We start from the raw sequence: 15,788 nt of genomic DNA on the forward strand, positions 1-15,788 counted from the left end.
TCTCCTATTGTATTTAGAAAGTTATATGAAAAGCGATGTGCTTAATTTATTGTCCGAAATAAACGGGGAATACCACACCACAGCAAAGTTGATATATCGGGAAAACCAAAGCAGGAACCTTCGCTGTTTATTTTCAGACAAAATAGAAAAGCTGAGTAATGCTCCCAAACCAAGGGGTAGAAGCAGCATGAGTTTGATAAAACTCATGATTTTAATCAGATCATGATGCGAGTTGTAAACAAATTGAATGCCAGCTAACAGTGTAATGGCTAAAACAATCATTAAAAGAATGGTTCGGCGAAAACTTGCCAAGCAACAAACAAATGTTACGACTAAAATGGCAATGGTGCTATTCCAAACGAATAAAGTGAGATCTATACCTAGGTCACTATTCATAATTAAAAAACTTTCGTTTGAATGATTTTTGAGGTCGAAGGTGAGTAGAGCCAGTTTTATTTGGGAGCATTCTTTTTCTGGTTATCATCGTAAGTTTTGGAGAAAGTTTTCCAAAGATTCACAATTTCGGAATCGCCTTTCATACGACTAAGTCCCAAAGTAAAAAGTTGAAGTTCCGTATTCACAACTGATTGGCCATGATACAAATCCAATTGGCTTAAAAGCGACCAAATTTTAGTGAACATTACGCGAAAAATGAAATATGCAGGCCGAGAAGGATTCGGGTATTGACTGCTAGCAGTTGTTAGTTCTCAGGTATGGCTTATACTGGCAGGGTTTTTTAACTCAGGGAGCGGGAAGGGGGAAGAGACATAATCGGGTTGCTAATCCACAAACCCCCGCCCGAGTTAGGGTGGCGGGGAGTGGTTCGTGGGCAGTGCGCTTTCCCCTCTACCACAATTCTCTGAAACTGGCAATGACCTTCGAAGAACTCAAAATTTTATTCCAAATCTTTTCGCTTTTTCGAACGGCTTTCTCCCATTTCGCATCATAGATTTTTTTCAAAAAAAAATGATTTCCTCTCTTTTTTTTCTAGAACCAAATTAAAGTAGGTTGGGACTTTTAATTGTATGAATGACAAATCCTATATAGAACTTCTGGATCAGGCGAAATCTGGAGATCTGAGAGCTTGGACCGTTTTACAAAACCGGTTCTCCGGTTTTGCCAATAAATTTGCATCGAAGATTTTAAAGGACGAGGATCTTTCGCAAGATATCGTCCAGGAATCTTTTTGGGATTTGTATCAGAATCTTGAGAAAATTACAATTCCGGCCGCATTTCCCACTTTGTTAAAAAGAGCTCTCATCAAACACGGAGATCGCATCTTGAGAAAGAAGGAAAATCAAAATTTGGTTTTTGTCGATCCGAATCAAATGGATCAAAATTCTGAAGAGTTACATTCTTCTTATTTAGAAAAAGAATGCTATGAAACGATTTTCAAAAATGTAAAAAAATTGGATTTGGCTGATCAGAGGTTAATCGAACTTTATTATTACAAAAATTATTCATTGGTCGAAATTTCTAAATCAGAAGGAAAAACTTTATCATTTATCAAAAAAAGACATATTCACGTTAAAAAAATTCTCAGACACGGGATCGGTGAGACATTCCGACCAGAGGCCAGTTCAAATTTTATGATGGCAGCTTAGGAGAATCATTTGGAATCAACACAAGTTTATTCGAATGGGCAAATTGAAAATGTGTATTTGGAACAACGAAAAGTATTTCTTTGGGGAGAAGTAAACGACAACTCGGCGAGATATCTGATTGATCGTTTTTTATATCTTGAAGCTGTAGACCCGACAAGACCTATCACCTTATACATTCACTCGCCAGGAGGATCAACATATGCTGGTTTGGCGATCCTTGATGTAATGAAGAGTCTTCATAATCCAGTTTATACCACTTGTTTAGGAATGGCTATGTCATTTGGAGCAGTGTTACTTCTTTCGGGAGCGAAAGGAAACCGTTTTGCCTACCCTCATAGTAAAGTTTTGATCCACCAACCACATGTTATGGGAGAGTTTAAAGGTCCAGCCGAAGACATTCGCATTTTTGCCGAGTCAGTCAAAAGGGAAAAAGATTTATTAAATGAAATCATGGCAAAGGCAACAGGACAACCTTTAGAGAAACTTATGGAAGATACGGAACGTGATACTTGGTTTTCTGCCACGGAAGCCTTGGACTACGGGATCATTGATAAGATTATTGGTGTTTGATTTTGAATTAATGATGAGACATAATCTGATTGCGAATCCACAAACCCCCGCCCGAGTTAGGGTGGAGGGGAGTGGTTCGTGGGCAGTGCGCTTCCCCCTCTACCACAATTCTCTGAAACTGGCAATGACCTTTGTTCATACCATTTTTTTTATTAAAATTTGTTCGCCTTTTGTTTCATTTTTTCAAGTGAACATATGTTTTGCTCTCTAATTCGTAAACCCAGACGGAGTGATTCGTATTTTTATCATCATTTCGGATCTTGATTTGCGAATGTTTTGAAAAAAGAATCATCCGATTCCGTTCGAAACTTCCAAGTTTTCTGAAAGACTATTTTTCCTAATTGGTTTTTTATTTTTGCATTCACCGTATATTCAGAGTTAGGTAAAAAAGGTTCATTCGCCACGAAAGCCACAAACTTCATACTTTTTAAAAATTCTTTTGTATCGGGTGGAGGGTTCGCCAAACTTAATAAACTAATGGGAATCACTTTCTCATGTGAATCTAAAAGGGTGGCTTCTTCCCAAAACAATTCTGTTTCGGGTAAATCATCAAAAAACAGCTGTACTGTGATGGCTGTCGAATAAGAAAGATATTGTAACTGTGGAAATGGATTTGGTAATTCAGGAGGCATACGTAGACGGATATCTACATCGTTTTGGACTGGATAATGAACAAAGGCAGGTTTTTTTCCCGTGATACAATATTCTGCAAAAAAAACTAAGATGTATTTTCCATTCTCGTAAGCTACCCTTTTCATACCGACACGTTGGATTGCAGGGTGCAATACCATCGATCTATGAAAGGGAGTATCAAGCAGTCCTCTAAACAAAAATTCCGGTGATTCTCTATGATTTTTTTTCATCAAAGGTAACACAGTGTTTCCTACGTAACAACCGGTGTCAGGTTTGAATCCTACTGCCATTGCCTGGTCTTGGGGAGTTTTGCCAATGAATCCAGGAAGGCCCTCTCTTTCATTGTGAACCCAATCAATGGTTTCCATTTGACTATCAATTTTGATATTTGTATTTTGATTGAGAGATAAATAGTCCCCATGTTTTTCCGCAGCCAGATTTAATTTAGAATCTAGTTTAGGAGAAGGGAATTGGTTTGCTTGTAGAATAGTTTCTAAAATTTTCAGCCCTCTTTTTTGATACTCAGATTCTGAAATCGAAAATGTTTGTGAATAGGTAGGGAAATAAAAAACAAACAGAAACGAGTGAAGAGTTAAGGCTAAAAAAGTTTTCATAATTTTTTACCTACGGCAAAATTTTGAGAATCGAAAAGTTAAACTCAAATGACAGGCGCTTAGTTTATAACAAATGATATCGGTGTCAATTTTTTTCAAAGCCTTTATTATCGATAGGATTCAATGATAATAATCGCAGAGTCATTAGAATTGATACCTAGTTTTAAGAAATGACGGATGAATGTTTCCGATTGATAATTTTTGGTTTTGTTTTTATATAGACCATAACCTTTATTTAAAACGTTTAAGAGTTTCCTTTTCACTTTTGAACTATGTGATCATGATGTTATTGACTTTATCTATTGTATTCGTTTCTAGTTTTATTGCTTTTGCCATTAGTGCTATTTGTGGTGGTGGAGCTGGCCTGATGCTAATTCCTATTCTTGGCAGTTTTCTTCCTATCACTCAAGTTCCAGCAGCGTTATCCATTGGAACATTTACGAGTTCATCTTCAAGGATCATTGTTTTTCGTCAAAATATCCATTGGCCTATTGTAAGGTGGTTCATTCCAGCGGCTCTGCCGGCACTTTTACTAGGTGCTTGGTTATTAAAGTTTGTGAATCCATTGTATTTGGAAATTGTTTTGGGAATTTTCCTTGTGACCAATCTTCCTTTGCTTTTTAAAAAGCAGGAAGAAATCTCGGAAATCAGAAAACTATCTCCGTTTAAGATCACATGCATAGGGTTTGTGGCTGGTTTTTTATCTGGGTTTACAGGTGCCGTGGGATTGTTATTCAACAAATTTTATTTTCGTTATGGCCTTACCAAAGAAGAAATCATCGCGACTAGGGCTGCGAACGAAGTGATTCTACATTTGATCAAGATTGTGCTTTATACTTTATTCGGATTGATTTCAATGAAAGTCATCTCTGTTGGATTTTCCATAGCGGTTTCTGCTTTGTTGTCCACTTGGTTTATGAAATGGGTGTTGCCTAGATTGAGTGATCTGTTTTTCAAAAAAATAGGTTACTTCGCTATGTTTATCTCTGGTTTTTTTATGTTCGGTAATGCTAGCTCCCATCTTATCTTACAAAATGGGGGAGAACTTCTCGCCAATTCGAAAGAGAACGGTATCGAAACTAAATTGAAATGGCTCAATGGAGAGTATGCATTTGAATTAAGTTATGATGAAGGATTTGAATTCGAACAAGTAATTCCGATTTCTGAATTAACAGAAGAAAACCAACAATTGGTAAAAAGTCGCCACACGGAAGCAGATCAAATTGTAGTGGAGGTGGTTTATGCCATTGGTTCTCAGTCTTATGAGGCATATTACTTTAAGGACCAACTGTTGATTGAAAAATATGATTTTTGATATTCCCTAGCAAAAATTCTTTCACCAATTCAAGTGACAATTTCGTTTTGAATTTTAGATGATGCAAAAGCAACGGATCCTAAAAAACAAGGTATCACTATAAAAGAATTGATACTTCCATGAACCATCACCATCAAAGGATATCCAAAAATCGATTTTGGAAACCCTAAATAAAATTCATTTAAAAAAGCCAAGATCAAAGTTAAAGAAAGAAAAAATAGACTACATCTTGCCATGATTCTCGAAATAGAACTTTTGTTTTGAAATAATATCTTTGAATGAATTATGGAAAAAGGGAGTAGAAACAGATACCCAACCACACCGACTTTTTTGAGAAGGTCACTTTTATAAATTCCGAATGCGATCATCAGAAATAGAATCACAATTGTTAAACTAATGATAAGATATGTTTTTGATCTCTGGTTTCTTTGGGAAAGAAAAGTGATTCCTGATAAAAACAACCAACCAATATAACAACTATGGATGGCGGCATAGTAACTCCAGGTTCTATTATATCCAAGTAAATTGAATTCGTTCGTTCCACAAAAGAACCAAATAGAGGAAAGAAATCCAAAACCCATCGGAAATACCCCTATCCAAGTAAAACCTTGAAACAAACGATTGGTATGAATTTGGAAAAATAAAATCAATCCGAATCCACAAAAAGAAGTCCATACGATGCTTAAGATTGGTATCTTAAAGTAGATTGCCAAAATCGTGAGTAGAAAAGAAATTAAGTGAAATCGGGTGTATACCTTTGAGTGATTTAAAAAGTATCGATTACTAAAGTAGGGTGCAATTAGATATCCGAAACTAAGTAAACCGAGTAAAAAATAATTTTCATTCATTGAGCAGATTAAAAATGTCAGAGATACAAGTTCCTACACAAGAAATTTTTAGTTTCCATCAGTTTGAATTGCCATTTTATAAACTGCCTTACTATCTATTTTTCTACCTAAAACAAAAGAAAGTAAAAGGACTCATTCATGCGGAAACATTGATTCCGATGCAATTGGGAGAATCCATCATATCCAAAAATCGATATTTTTTTTCGAGAGTGGTGCTCGTGGCTTTTTGGAAATCGGAGGCGGATTTGGATCAATTTTTAAATCATTCTCCAAGAGATCCTATCCACTCTGGATGGCAGATTCGATTGCGATTGTATCGAAGATGGGGGACAATCAAAGAATTAGATTCCGCAGTTCTTCATTCTCCAAATTCTGATTTAGAAAAATCCGTGGTTGCCATCACCTTAGCGAGGTTAAAACTTTCCCAACTGTTTCGGTTTACAAAATGGGGAAAACCTGTAGAGAAGCAGGTGAGAGATCATCCAGGAAAAAAACTGGCTTTTGCTGCCTTCCGGCCATTGGGAAATTTTTTGACTTTTAGTATTTGGAATTCGGAAAGGGAAATGATCGAAATGGTTCATGGAATGGGTTCTAAAAAAGACGGATTAGAACATAAAGCGGCAATGGCAGAAAGAAATCGAAAAGATTTCCATTCAGAGTTCACAACCCTTCGATTCACAATCATAAAGGAAATGGGTAAGAGGATTGGAGATATGTCTTGAGTTAGTTTAATTAGATTCGTAATCAAAACCTGCAATGTATTTTAAATTTAATAAAGCTCTTTCGTATTCTACCAAAGCATCAATATACTTCAATCTAGTTTCATTATAGGATCTTGTTGTATCCAAAAACTCGAGTAAGGTGGAACCCCCTCCCTTATATGCTAATTCTACAATTTTAACTGCTTGTTGCGATTTTAATAAAGAAATTTGGCGCATCTGTTCCAAAGCTTCAAACCTAACTTTCAATTCCTCTTCGGTAATCGCCATTTCTTTTGCTAAATTTAAATACAACTCTTCACGAAAGAGTGCGGCTTGTTTTCCGGCTGATTGGCTTTTGGCTATTTCCCCTTGGTTTCTTGAAAAAACAGGCAAATCCATATTAAATGACATTCCATACATATATTGATTTTGTTGGACAAGTGAATCAAAAAGAATACTAACATTGGGAACTGCATTTGCCTTTTGTAATTTGAAATTGGCTAGGGCTACATCTTCTGCATTGACTAATGCTAAGTAATCTGGTCTTCCTTGTGTTGCTAATTTTAATAATTTTTCTGAATCAATTTGAGGAAATAATTTTAAGGAATCTAAGTTTCCGGAAAGAAAGATGTCGATTTCACTTGGATTCAATCCCAAAACAACGATGAGTTCGTTTTTTAATTTTAAGTAGTCAACTTGTGCAGATACTTTTGCAACAGCATATTGGTCTTGTGCTACTTCCGATCGTAACAGTTCTAGTTTAGAAATGTCTTCTTTTTTGAATCTGATTTTATTGATCTCAACAATGTTTACTAAGTTTTTATAGTTTTCTTCTGCCAATAAGTATCTTTCTCTAGCTGCGAGTGTGGCGATGAATAGATTTCCTGTTCCTAAGGAAATTTTGCGAAGAGATTCTAAAAAAATCAACTCATCCATTTTGAGTTTTTTGTTTGCGACGTTAATTCTTTCTTCTCGTTTGTTTTCTGTTTCGTAAATAAATCCTAAACTAACACCGTATTGGTTTCTGTTGGGATCAAATTGTTTTGAGTTTGGATTAAAGGGTAAAATATCTGCATTGATGTTTAAAAATGGATTGGGACGAAGGCCGGCTGTAATTCGATCCGCTTTGCTAAATTCGATTTCATATTTTGCAATTGCTACTTGTTTGTTGTTTTTGAGAGCAAAGTTTATCGCTTGATCAAAACTAAATTCTTTTTTTGTTTTTTCCTTTGGAAGAATGGGCAAACAAAAGGAAATATAAATAAAGAAAAAACATACTAAGGAAATGTTTAAATTATATTTAGAACTTTGCATTACGTAATTTTCTTTGTTCATTTAAGTAACAGAGTAGAGGGATGGTGAAATTACCAAGAATAAGGGTAAATAACAATCCACCGACAATAACTGTTGCCATTGGCCTTTGGATGTCAGAACCAATTTCATTGGTTAACATAGCTGGAAGTAATCCTATAATGGCAGTTGTTAACGTTAAAAATCTGGGACGAAATTGAATCTCCGAAACATGTAAAATTAATTCTCTAAGTGTTGCATTATCTTTTACGGGTTTATTTTCTTTTTCATGATTGAAGTTGGAAACAAATAGAACTCCTCCCATAATGGAAATTCCGAAAAGGGAAATAAGTCCTACACCCGAGGAAACGTTAAAGTGCATACCTCTGATAAATAGAAAAGATAACCCTCCGAGTGCTGCCACTGGTATACTTGACATAACAAGTAAACTATCTGAAATCTTGTGAAACATAAGATACAATATAAATAGTATGATGGCAAAAGTGAGAGGTACGGCTACCATCAAACGTTTGCTAGCTCTAGTTAGGTTTTCAAATTGTCCTCCCCATTGGATTTCTACTTCGGATGGAAGTTTGATTTGATTTTCTACGATTTTTTTGGCTTCGTTTACAAATCCACCTTGGTCCCTGCCTTCAATGTTGATCCAAACAGAGACCATTCTTGTGCCGTTTTTTCGTGCAATTTTTGCGGGCATTTCCTTTAGTTCTAACTTGGCCACAGAGGAAAGTGGGTATTTGCTTTCATATTTACTTTTGATATTTATGTTTCCAATGGAGTTAACAGAGGTTCTGTACTCTTCAGGATATCGAACCGTAATATTGTAGATATGATTGTCTAAATATAATTTGCTGATTTCTTTTCCACCAACAGCAATTTCTGTGATGTCCTGGATGTCGGAAAAATTGATCCCGGCTCTCGCAGCGGCTTCCCTATCGATAGAGATAACGAGTTCGGTGTTGGGGCCTTCTTGTTCGATTCCAATTGCCGATACACCATATAATTTTTCTAAGGCCGATTCTATTTCGGTAGCTTTTTGCCAAAGAACCGAAACATCTCGACCGGATAGTTGAATGGATAAGTCAGCTGCAGATCCAGTAACGGCTTCTGCAACATTGTCCAAAATTGGTTGTGAAAAACTAAATTTAGCTCCCGGTACAAGTCGTTCAAATTTTTCTCTTAAAAGATCAAGCATTTCAGATTTTGAATGAACTGTTTTCCATTTGGAATAATTTTCCAAGGTAATCAGTCCCTCGATCCGGTTGGGGCCAAAAGGATCTGTACCATCATCGTTTCTGCCCGATTGCGTTATGATGACTTTTGCTTCTGGAAATTCTCCTACAGCTTCTCGTAATAGGTTTGCTACATTGGCTGTTCTATCTAAATGAATTCCCGTTGGTAGTTTGCATCGAAAATTGATGGCACCTTCATCTAACTCAGGCAAAAACTCTGTTCCTAGTCCCCAAAATACAAAACAAAGTAATACGAAAACAACGATATAAATTCGATAAATAATCTTTTGAGAGTGTTCTAAAAAAGAATGAAGGAATTGGACAAAGTAGGTTCGTGCATGAGTGAGTATAAAAAATTCTTTTGTTTGGCGGCGATGTTCTTCTTGGAAGAATCGAGAAAAGATTACAGGTAATACAGTTAAAGAAAAAAGTAAGGCTCCAATTAATGTGAATGCTAAACCAAATGCCATAGGTTTGAATAATTTTCCTTCCACACGTTCAAATAAAAAAATGGGAAGGTAAGCACAAAGGATCACAGCGATAGAAAAAAAGACTTCCTTCTCCGTATGGCCAGAGGAACGAAGGATGAGTTCATCTAAACTGGATTTTTTCTTTGTACTCATCGATATGGCGATTGTAGCAATAATTCCTTCTATGATTACGATTGAACTATCAACGATGATTCCAAAGTCGATGGCACCTAGCGAAAGTAAGTTGGCTGGAATTTCTACAAGATGCATCAGGCAAAAAGAAAACAATAAGGAAAAGGGGATGGTTATGGCTACTGCCAGTGCAATTCGGTAATTGCCAAGAAGAAAGATAAGCACTATCATTACGATTGTGATTCCTTCCAACATAGTTTGGAGAACTGTTCTTAAGGTATTGGATACTAGTTCTTGGCGATCATACAAAATTCTGATACGAATTCCTTTTGTTTTGAGAAACCCTTCCAAGTTTTTGATTTTTTCTTTTACTAACTTTAATACTTCAGAAGGGTTCTCTCCTTTTCGCATCATTACAATTCCTTGTACTCCGGAATTGACTTCCTTTCCTGATTGTAACCGATAACCTAGGATTCCTTTTGGTGGATGCGGAATGACTCTTACTTTTCCGATATCTTTTACATAAATGGGGATATCTTTTTTTTCTGTAACAATGATGTTTTCAATGTCTTTTTCGTTTTCAATGGCACCTAAGGCTCTTACAGGAATGGCTTGGTTTCCATGTTTAAAAATATTTCCACCAGTATTGGCATTGTTTTCTTCAATCGCTAAAACCAAATCTCTTAAGAATACATTGTATTTGTCCTGATTGATCGGATTGATTTCGATTTGGTATTCTTTGATATCACCACCAAACGTAATCACGTCGGCAACACCTTGGATTTGTTGGATACGAGGTGCCAGTTCCCAATCCTGGATACTTCGAAGTTCCATAGTGGGCATTCCATCACCTTCCACTGCATAACGTAGAATTTCTCCAACAGGGGAAGTTAAGGGACCTAATTCCGGAACTTCGGTTCCTTCGGGTAATTGAATGGATTTTAATCTTTCGTTTACTTGGTTCCTTGCAAAATACTCATCTGTATGGTCTTTGAAAGTGAGTCGAATGACAGAAAGTCCAAAGATACTTTGGGAACGAGTTGTTGTTAATCCAGGAACACCAGTTAGCGCACGTTCCAAGGGAATCGTCACGAGTTTTTCAACTTCTGAAGAAGCGCGACCATCAAACTTCGTAATGACGATGACTTCTGTATCGGAAACATCTGGATAGGCATCTATCTTTAGATGTGTTACGGAATAAATTCCAAATGCAGAAATCATTAAAAACCCAAATAAAACGATTGGTGAGTTTTTTAATGAAAAGTTAATGAATCCCATTAGTAACCGAAACTAAGTCCTTTTAATAATGTAGATCCATGAGAAACCACTCGATCGTTTTGTGATAGTCCAGACAAAATTTGTGTATAATCTTCTGTTTCGATTCCCGTCTCCACTTGGATTCTTTGGAAACTAGAAGCATCCACTTGTTTGAAGATGTAATTTGTATCACCAATTAAAATTATGGATTCATTGGGAACGGAAAGAGCTTCAATGTTTTCTAACTCGACTTGTCCGGTTCCAAACATTCCTGGTTTGAATTGGTTTCCTGTATTTTTGGTGATGATAATGACTTTGACAGTTCGGCTCACAGGATCAATCACGTCAGAAATGGAATCAATTCGGGTTTCAAATTTTTCTCCCGGAAATGCGGAAAACTTAATATGGAGTTTTGATTGTAATTTTACACGATTTAGTTTTGTCTCAGGAATATCTCCTACAATCAAAATGTTTCCAGGTTTTAATTTGGAAAGTTTTTCAATTGGTATTCCTTGCATTCGTAACCGATTCAGATTTTCTTCCATCGATGCTGCCATTTGTTGTAATTGCACTTGGGCATCGTTTAATTCTTTGCCGGCGGCAGCTTGGTTTTCGACAAGATACTTTAAACGTGAATAGGACTTTTTTGACCCGTAGAGAGCCGCTTTACTTTTTAAATAATCAGAATAGTTAACGGATTGTTCTTCTGTTTCGAAATGATAGGAAAAGTTTGCTTCCTTCGAAGAGACACAAACCACTGAAATTCGAACGGGAATCGAAAGTCCAGCACCTAAGTTGCGATATTCGACGTTTGCGAGTGAAATGGTGGATGGTAGATCACCTTCTGATTTTTTTATGATCTCGCCATCTTGGATGGCATGAAAGCTGGCAATACGAGGTCGAGTCTCTTCGGGTTTTGAATTACAGGCAAAGGAAAAAAAGAATAGAAGGAAGAGAGCGAGATGTTTGGGCATACCGAGTCCTTTTTTCAATGTACTGGGTGAGTAAGTGAAAGCAACCGGAAAAAGGATTTTGGTTTTCTAAAAACTTGAATTCGGCCCCCAAATGCTCACTCATCTTTCGATCATTTGATTCGAATAAAACCCAAGCTTTTTTGATTTTTGCGGGCTGTTTAGATCACTCCATCTAATTTTGCTTCTTTTAGAATTGAGTTTACTTGGTATTGAATGATTTTATTCAACTGTGGTGTTTCTGGGAAAAACGGCCAAAGTGGGAGAAAAATCCAACCCAAGTAAATTTTGATTTCTGATACACGAGTATAAGATTTTGCTTTTCCAGTTTCATTGTTTCTAAAAGTAACTTCGGTAGAGATGATATCGCGCCCAATGGCAGGGATGATTCCAAATGTTGCTCCGGAAATGATTGGTCCATTGCCTCCGTCTGGTTTTCTGGAATAAAATACTAATGCAAAGATTTCATCTTCTTTATTTCCAAGTTTTACCGATTTAAAATATCCAGATTCTTCAAAAGCAAGTTTAATCCGTTTTGCATCGGCCACAACAGTTCCTGGGTGTTCGATGAATGAAGGCGGGTAGATTGTGATTGATTTTGTCGTTGGATTTTGTTTTAATCCCTTAATGAATGTTTCATCAACTTCGGATAATTTCTCTGCAAAGGAAATACAGTTTGTAAGAAATATTAAAATAATCAAATAAAAAGGAATTCGAAAGTAAGGTTGCATCGACAAATCTTAAGTAATTACCACCTAATGGCAAGTTATTTTTTGTTGACAGTGTTTAGTAATTTTCCTCATATAACAGAATGTTTTCTATCCAATTGAATATCGTACAAATTTTGTTTCTTGTCTTTGTTGTTCTGAATTTTTCTTGCAAATCAACCACGGAACGTTTGTTCGATCCTAAAGACTCAGTTGACGAAAACAAAAAAACATTAATCGGTTTTATTCTTTTTGATGAAACAGAGAGAAAAGATGTAGTCATCACTAGTAGTTATGCTTATCTACAGGCCTTGGCTGGAGACAATATCGAATTATACGAAATCGAAGAACTTGACGAAACGAAAGATACGTTTAAGGGTTCCTCCACCAAAAGTTCTTTTTACTATTATGAAGAAGAAGAAATGTCCTATATTTCTTATTCGTATTCTCCCAAAAAAACAATGTTCAATCCCAGTATGCTAAATGGTGATAAAGAGTATTTGATTCGAGGGCTAAAATGGGTTAGAAGTTGTGGCAACAATTGTTCGATGAATATGAACTCTCGTTTAAACCCTTTTAAAAGTTATAAAACATTAAAAATTAAAGGTGCCCCTGGAGAAATTGTATTTTTGGGAATTTTTACGATCAAAACAAAAGTGATTCCTTCTTCTACATCGTTATTTTCAAACTCATCAAGTTTTACCATTGAGTTCAATCAAATCTTAGATAACTCCGAATTTTATCAAAGAAAGATCGAACCGGACCAAGAAAAACAGATCTTTGATTTGAAATTCGGAAAAAACCACCGGTCGGCGGAAATAAGATTTTTACAATCCATTGTGGATATGCAGAAAACAGGATTTTGGTATTCAAAAGCGAAAGAAAAATTAAAATCTCTCGAGAAATGAAGTGAACCAAACTTACTTTTGCGAACTGGAGATGAGTCTAAACTAGAACTCATTTTCGGGAGAGAAGTTTTTGCGATATTTACCCTTATACCTTTTGGTGTTTTTTAGCCTTTCTTATGTTCAATGCAAAGCATTTGGAAAGGACCCGCATGGAGCCCACCTTGAAACAATAAAAAAATCCACACATTATGACCACACTAGGGATCAGTTTGTCAATCGTCGGCCCGATGTGATTGAGAAAATGCGGGAAAACCAAAACTTTGTTTCACTCCTCTTTAAATTTCTATTTGGCGGAGATAAACACCAAAGGCCCGATGTGCAGTTACCAGAAGAAAAACCAGATTTTGCAGAGTTTTTGAAACCAGACGAAAGTATCAAATTTATTTGGTTTGGACATTCTACCTTTCTTGTAAACATTGAAGGAAAAATTTTGTTTTTTGACCCGGTGTTTTCTGGATCTGCTGCCCCTTTTAGTTTTATGGTCAAAAGATTTCAAGATGCAGTAGTGAAGTTGGAAGAATTACCAACAATTGATTATATCATCATCTCTCACGATCATTACGACCATCTTGATATGCAAACCATTGAATTTTTTAAAACAAAAAATACAAAGTTCATCACACCACTTGGTGTCACTTCTCATATAAAAGAGTGGGGTATATCGGACGATCGTCTAACGGAACTTGATTGGTGGCAAAGTTTGGATTTAGGAAAAATCAAAATTGTTTGTACACCAGCCCAACATTTTTCAGGAAGAAGTGGGACAAATGGAAATAAAACCCTTTGGTCTTCTTGGACAGTCATTGGAGAAAAGGAAAGATTTTATTTCAGTGGTGACTCAGGATACGATGTGCACTTTAAAGACATTGGTGATAAGTTTGGACCCTTTGATCTCACCTTTATTGAAAACGGTCAATACAATCCGATGTGGGAAGCCGTTCATGTTTTGCCTGAACAAACCGCAAAAGCACATTTGGATTTAAAAGGCAAAAGACTGGTTCCTGTCCACTGGGGGATGTTCGATTTGTCCTTACACAGTTGGTACGAACCTGCCGAATCTCTAGAGAAACAAGCAGAGATTTATAAGATTGATCTCCTCACTCCTAAATTTGGACAAATTGTCAAAATTCGAGAACCCAACCTAATGGAACGTTGGTGGAAAAAATTCATCCAATCGGAATGATTTTAATCCAAATCATGTAAGAAAACACTGATTGGTTTGTTTGAGCCAATGGTTAAGGAGGTGGGAGTCCCGCCTTTTTAGCCATCTGTAGCAAAATTTTAGACAAAACAGACAAACATTTATTAGTAAAAAGCGAATCTTTTCATTTTTTCCTAATTTATGTTAATCGCTAAATTGCGATTTGACACTCAATTAGAATATTCAAATAATGAACGTTAAATTTTATATTGGTGTTCTTAAATGAGAAAATTTTCCCTATCTGTTCTTTTATTCAGTTTAATCCTTTTTTCCACAATTGGCTGTGAACCGAAGTCAGACAATAATGATTCACTCGCATTACTTTTGCTCGGGGCCGTGGCTTCGGCGAACAGTGCTTCCGAAAACTTAGCATGTCAAAATAAAACACTGAGTTGGACCATCCGTACTCCTGCGTCAGCTGATTCATGGCAATCAGTCAAATTCGCGAATGATCGTTTTGTGGCAATTGCGACCAGTGCAGCAGTAGGTGCCATGGTCTCCTCAGATGGAATCACTTGGACGGGACATGCCACATCTCAACCTTCGCAGTCATTAACCTCGCTTGCTTATGGAAATGGCAAATTTGTAGCAACATCCCCTTCTAATACAGTTAGCATAATATCCTCTCCTGACGGAGTAACTTGGACAGATAGAACTACTAATCCGACGCCTTTTATGCCAGGAGGTGTCTCTTTTGGCAATGGAGTATTTGTAGCATTAGCCTCCGGAGGTGGAGATAAAGTTTGGACATCCACGGACGGACTCATTTGGACAGGCCGTACTGTTCCCGATCCTTCCGCAGCCTGGACGCCAGTTGGATTCGGAAATGGACTTTTTGTGGCTCTCAGAGGCTCAACGGGAAAAGTTATGACTTCCCCTGACGGGATCAACTGGACAGCACGGAATGATGTGGAAGTAAATGGTTGGTCTTCTATTACTTATGGGAATGGTCTATTTGTTGCAGTAGCTAACAGTGGAACCAATAATCGGGTGATGACATCTCCTGACGGAATCACCTGGACACCACGTTCTCCTGCAGCAGGGAACCAATGGAATTCCGTCACCTACGGTAATGGTCTTTTTGTGGCAGTGTCCTCAGATGGAACCAATCAAATTATGACATCTACTGACGGAATTACTTGGAAAGCACAATCTGCCCCAGAGCAAATCACCTGGAAATCCATTACTTTTGGAAAAAATACTTTTGTGGCAGTATCTTTTAGCGGACCTTCCAAAGTAATGACAGCTTCTTGCGAATAGGCCGCTAAGACTAAAAGTTTTTTCTCACCAACTAAATCATTTTGACCCCTCTCTCCT

Annotated in this window: 15 protein-coding genes; 7 read left to right on the plus strand and 8 right to left on the minus strand. The window is 36.9% G+C overall.

Translation table 11 applies throughout. The features are described from left to right. Nucleotides 1-21: 21 nt before the first annotated feature. Both EHQ70_RS17460 and EHQ70_RS17465 read right to left on the minus strand, forming a co-directional pair. The gene (locus EHQ70_RS17460) at nucleotides 22-396 is read right to left on the minus strand and encodes a hypothetical protein (RefSeq protein WP_244288400.1); all 375 of its coding nucleotides are present in this window, start codon (nucleotides 394-396) and stop codon (nucleotides 22-24) included. Nucleotides 397-452: 56 nt separating this feature from the next. After that, complete coding sequence (locus tag EHQ70_RS17465) at nucleotides 453-641, minus strand: hypothetical protein (RefSeq protein WP_135588582.1); 189 nt, start codon at nucleotides 639-641, stop codon at nucleotides 453-455. A gap of 384 nt (nucleotides 642-1,025) precedes the next feature. Here EHQ70_RS17465 and EHQ70_RS17470 point away from each other — a divergent pair, with 384 nt between their 5' ends. Together EHQ70_RS17470 and EHQ70_RS17475 are read left to right on the plus strand one after the other, a co-directional pair. Then, nucleotides 1,026-1,604: an RNA polymerase sigma factor gene (locus tag EHQ70_RS17470; protein ID WP_135588584.1), complete on the plus strand. Its 579-nt coding sequence runs from the start codon at nucleotides 1,026-1,028 to the stop codon at nucleotides 1,602-1,604. Nucleotides 1,605-1,613: 9 nt separating this feature from the next. Further along, on the plus strand, nucleotides 1,614-2,174 hold the full coding sequence (locus EHQ70_RS17475) for a ClpP family protease (protein WP_135588586.1): 561 nt from the start codon (nucleotides 1,614-1,616) through the stop codon (nucleotides 2,172-2,174). Nucleotides 2,175-2,422: 248 nt separating this feature from the next. Here the strand turns inward: EHQ70_RS17475 and EHQ70_RS17480 are convergent, their stop codons facing one another. Then, complete coding sequence (locus EHQ70_RS17480) at nucleotides 2,423-3,421, minus strand: hypothetical protein (protein WP_135588588.1); 999 nt, start codon at nucleotides 3,419-3,421, stop codon at nucleotides 2,423-2,425. 181 nt (nucleotides 3,422-3,602) lie between these two features. Here EHQ70_RS17480 and EHQ70_RS17485 point away from each other — a divergent pair, with 181 nt between their 5' ends. Further along, a complete protein-coding gene (locus EHQ70_RS17485) occupies nucleotides 3,603-4,736 on the plus strand; it encodes a sulfite exporter TauE/SafE family protein (protein ID WP_244288401.1) in 1,134 nt (377 codons plus the stop codon). 29 nt (nucleotides 4,737-4,765) lie between these two features. Here the strand turns inward: EHQ70_RS17485 and EHQ70_RS17490 are convergent, their stop codons facing one another. Then, nucleotides 4,766-5,584: a YndJ family transporter gene (locus tag EHQ70_RS17490; protein ID WP_135588590.1), complete on the minus strand. Its 819-nt coding sequence runs from the start codon at nucleotides 5,582-5,584 to the stop codon at nucleotides 4,766-4,768. Between the two features lie 14 nt (nucleotides 5,585-5,598). Between EHQ70_RS17490 and EHQ70_RS17495 the strand changes: the two genes are divergently transcribed. Next, nucleotides 5,599-6,306: a hypothetical protein gene (locus EHQ70_RS17495; RefSeq protein WP_135588592.1), complete on the plus strand. Its 708-nt coding sequence runs from the start codon at nucleotides 5,599-5,601 to the stop codon at nucleotides 6,304-6,306. Between the two features lie 6 nt (nucleotides 6,307-6,312). On the opposite strand, the gene EHQ70_RS17500 is transcribed toward EHQ70_RS17495, so the two are convergent. From EHQ70_RS17500 to EHQ70_RS17515, 4 genes are all read right to left on the minus strand, one after another. Beyond that, entirely contained in the window at nucleotides 6,313-7,599 is a 1,287-nt protein-coding gene (locus EHQ70_RS17500) for a TolC family protein (protein WP_135588788.1), read from the minus strand. Then, complete coding sequence (locus EHQ70_RS17505) at nucleotides 7,586-10,705, minus strand: efflux RND transporter permease subunit (RefSeq protein WP_135588594.1); 3,120 nt, start codon at nucleotides 10,703-10,705, stop codon at nucleotides 7,586-7,588. Before EHQ70_RS17505 ends, EHQ70_RS17500 begins: the two co-directional genes overlap by 14 nt. After that, nucleotides 10,705-11,658, minus strand: coding sequence for an efflux RND transporter periplasmic adaptor subunit (locus EHQ70_RS17510; protein WP_135588596.1), 954 nt, complete (start codon nucleotides 11,656-11,658; stop codon nucleotides 10,705-10,707). Before EHQ70_RS17510 ends, EHQ70_RS17505 begins: the two co-directional genes overlap by 1 nt. Before the next feature lie 158 nt (nucleotides 11,659-11,816). Continuing rightward, nucleotides 11,817-12,386, minus strand: a complete 570-nt coding sequence (locus tag EHQ70_RS17515; RefSeq protein WP_135588598.1) for a hypothetical protein — start codon at nucleotides 12,384-12,386, stop codon at nucleotides 11,817-11,819. A gap of 80 nt (nucleotides 12,387-12,466) precedes the next feature. On the opposite strand from EHQ70_RS17515, the gene EHQ70_RS17520 reads away from it, so the two are divergent. From EHQ70_RS17520 to EHQ70_RS17530, 3 genes are all read left to right on the plus strand, one after another. Continuing rightward, on the plus strand, nucleotides 12,467-13,270 hold the full coding sequence (locus tag EHQ70_RS17520; RefSeq protein WP_135588600.1) for a hypothetical protein: 804 nt from the start codon (nucleotides 12,467-12,469) through the stop codon (nucleotides 13,268-13,270). Nucleotides 13,271-13,340: 70 nt separating this feature from the next. Beyond that, a complete protein-coding gene (locus EHQ70_RS17525; protein ID WP_135588602.1) occupies nucleotides 13,341-14,453 on the plus strand; it encodes an MBL fold metallo-hydrolase in 1,113 nt (370 codons plus the stop codon). Between the two features lie 240 nt (nucleotides 14,454-14,693). Next, the gene (locus tag EHQ70_RS17530) at nucleotides 14,694-15,731 is read left to right on the plus strand and encodes a DUF6242 domain-containing protein (RefSeq protein WP_135588604.1); all 1,038 of its coding nucleotides are present in this window, start codon (nucleotides 14,694-14,696) and stop codon (nucleotides 15,729-15,731) included. Nucleotides 15,732-15,788: the final 57 nt, after the last annotated feature.

It is taken from the genome of Leptospira congkakensis (genome assembly GCF_004770265.1).
GTDB classification, from domain to species: domain Bacteria; phylum Spirochaetota; class Leptospiria; order Leptospirales; family Leptospiraceae; genus Leptospira_A; species Leptospira_A congkakensis.

Coding starts and splice junctions, on each gene's coding strand:
- EHQ70_RS17460 (WP_244288400.1), bottom strand. CDS start 396: ATGAATAGTGACCTAGGTATAGATCTCACTTTATTCGTTTGGAATAGC.
- EHQ70_RS17465 (WP_135588582.1), bottom strand. CDS start 641: ATGTTCACTAAAATTTGGTCGCTTTTAAGCCAATTGGATTTGTATCAT.
- EHQ70_RS17470 (WP_135588584.1), top strand. CDS start 1,026: ATGAATGACAAATCCTATATAGAACTTCTGGATCAGGCGAAATCTGGA.
- EHQ70_RS17480 (WP_135588588.1), bottom strand. CDS start 3,421: ATGAAAACTTTTTTAGCCTTAACTCTTCACTCGTTTCTGTTTGTTTTT.
- EHQ70_RS17485 (WP_244288401.1), top strand. CDS start 3,603: ATGTTTCCGATTGATAATTTTTGGTTTTGTTTTTATATAGACCATAAC.
- EHQ70_RS17490 (WP_135588590.1), bottom strand. CDS start 5,584: ATGAATGAAAATTATTTTTTACTCGGTTTACTTAGTTTCGGATATCTA.
- EHQ70_RS17495 (WP_135588592.1), top strand. CDS start 5,599: ATGTCAGAGATACAAGTTCCTACACAAGAAATTTTTAGTTTCCATCAG.
- EHQ70_RS17500 (WP_135588788.1), bottom strand. CDS start 7,599: ATGCAAAGTTCTAAATATAATTTAAACATTTCCTTAGTATGTTTTTTC.
- EHQ70_RS17505 (WP_135588594.1), bottom strand. CDS start 10,705: ATGGGATTCATTAACTTTTCATTAAAAAACTCACCAATCGTTTTATTT.
- EHQ70_RS17510 (WP_135588596.1), bottom strand. CDS start 11,658: ATGCCCAAACATCTCGCTCTCTTCCTTCTATTCTTTTTTTCCTTTGCC.
- EHQ70_RS17515 (WP_135588598.1), bottom strand. CDS start 12,386: ATGCAACCTTACTTTCGAATTCCTTTTTATTTGATTATTTTAATATTT.
- EHQ70_RS17520 (WP_135588600.1), top strand. CDS start 12,467: ATGTTTTCTATCCAATTGAATATCGTACAAATTTTGTTTCTTGTCTTT.
- EHQ70_RS17530 (WP_135588604.1), top strand. CDS start 14,694: ATGAGAAAATTTTCCCTATCTGTTCTTTTATTCAGTTTAATCCTTTTT.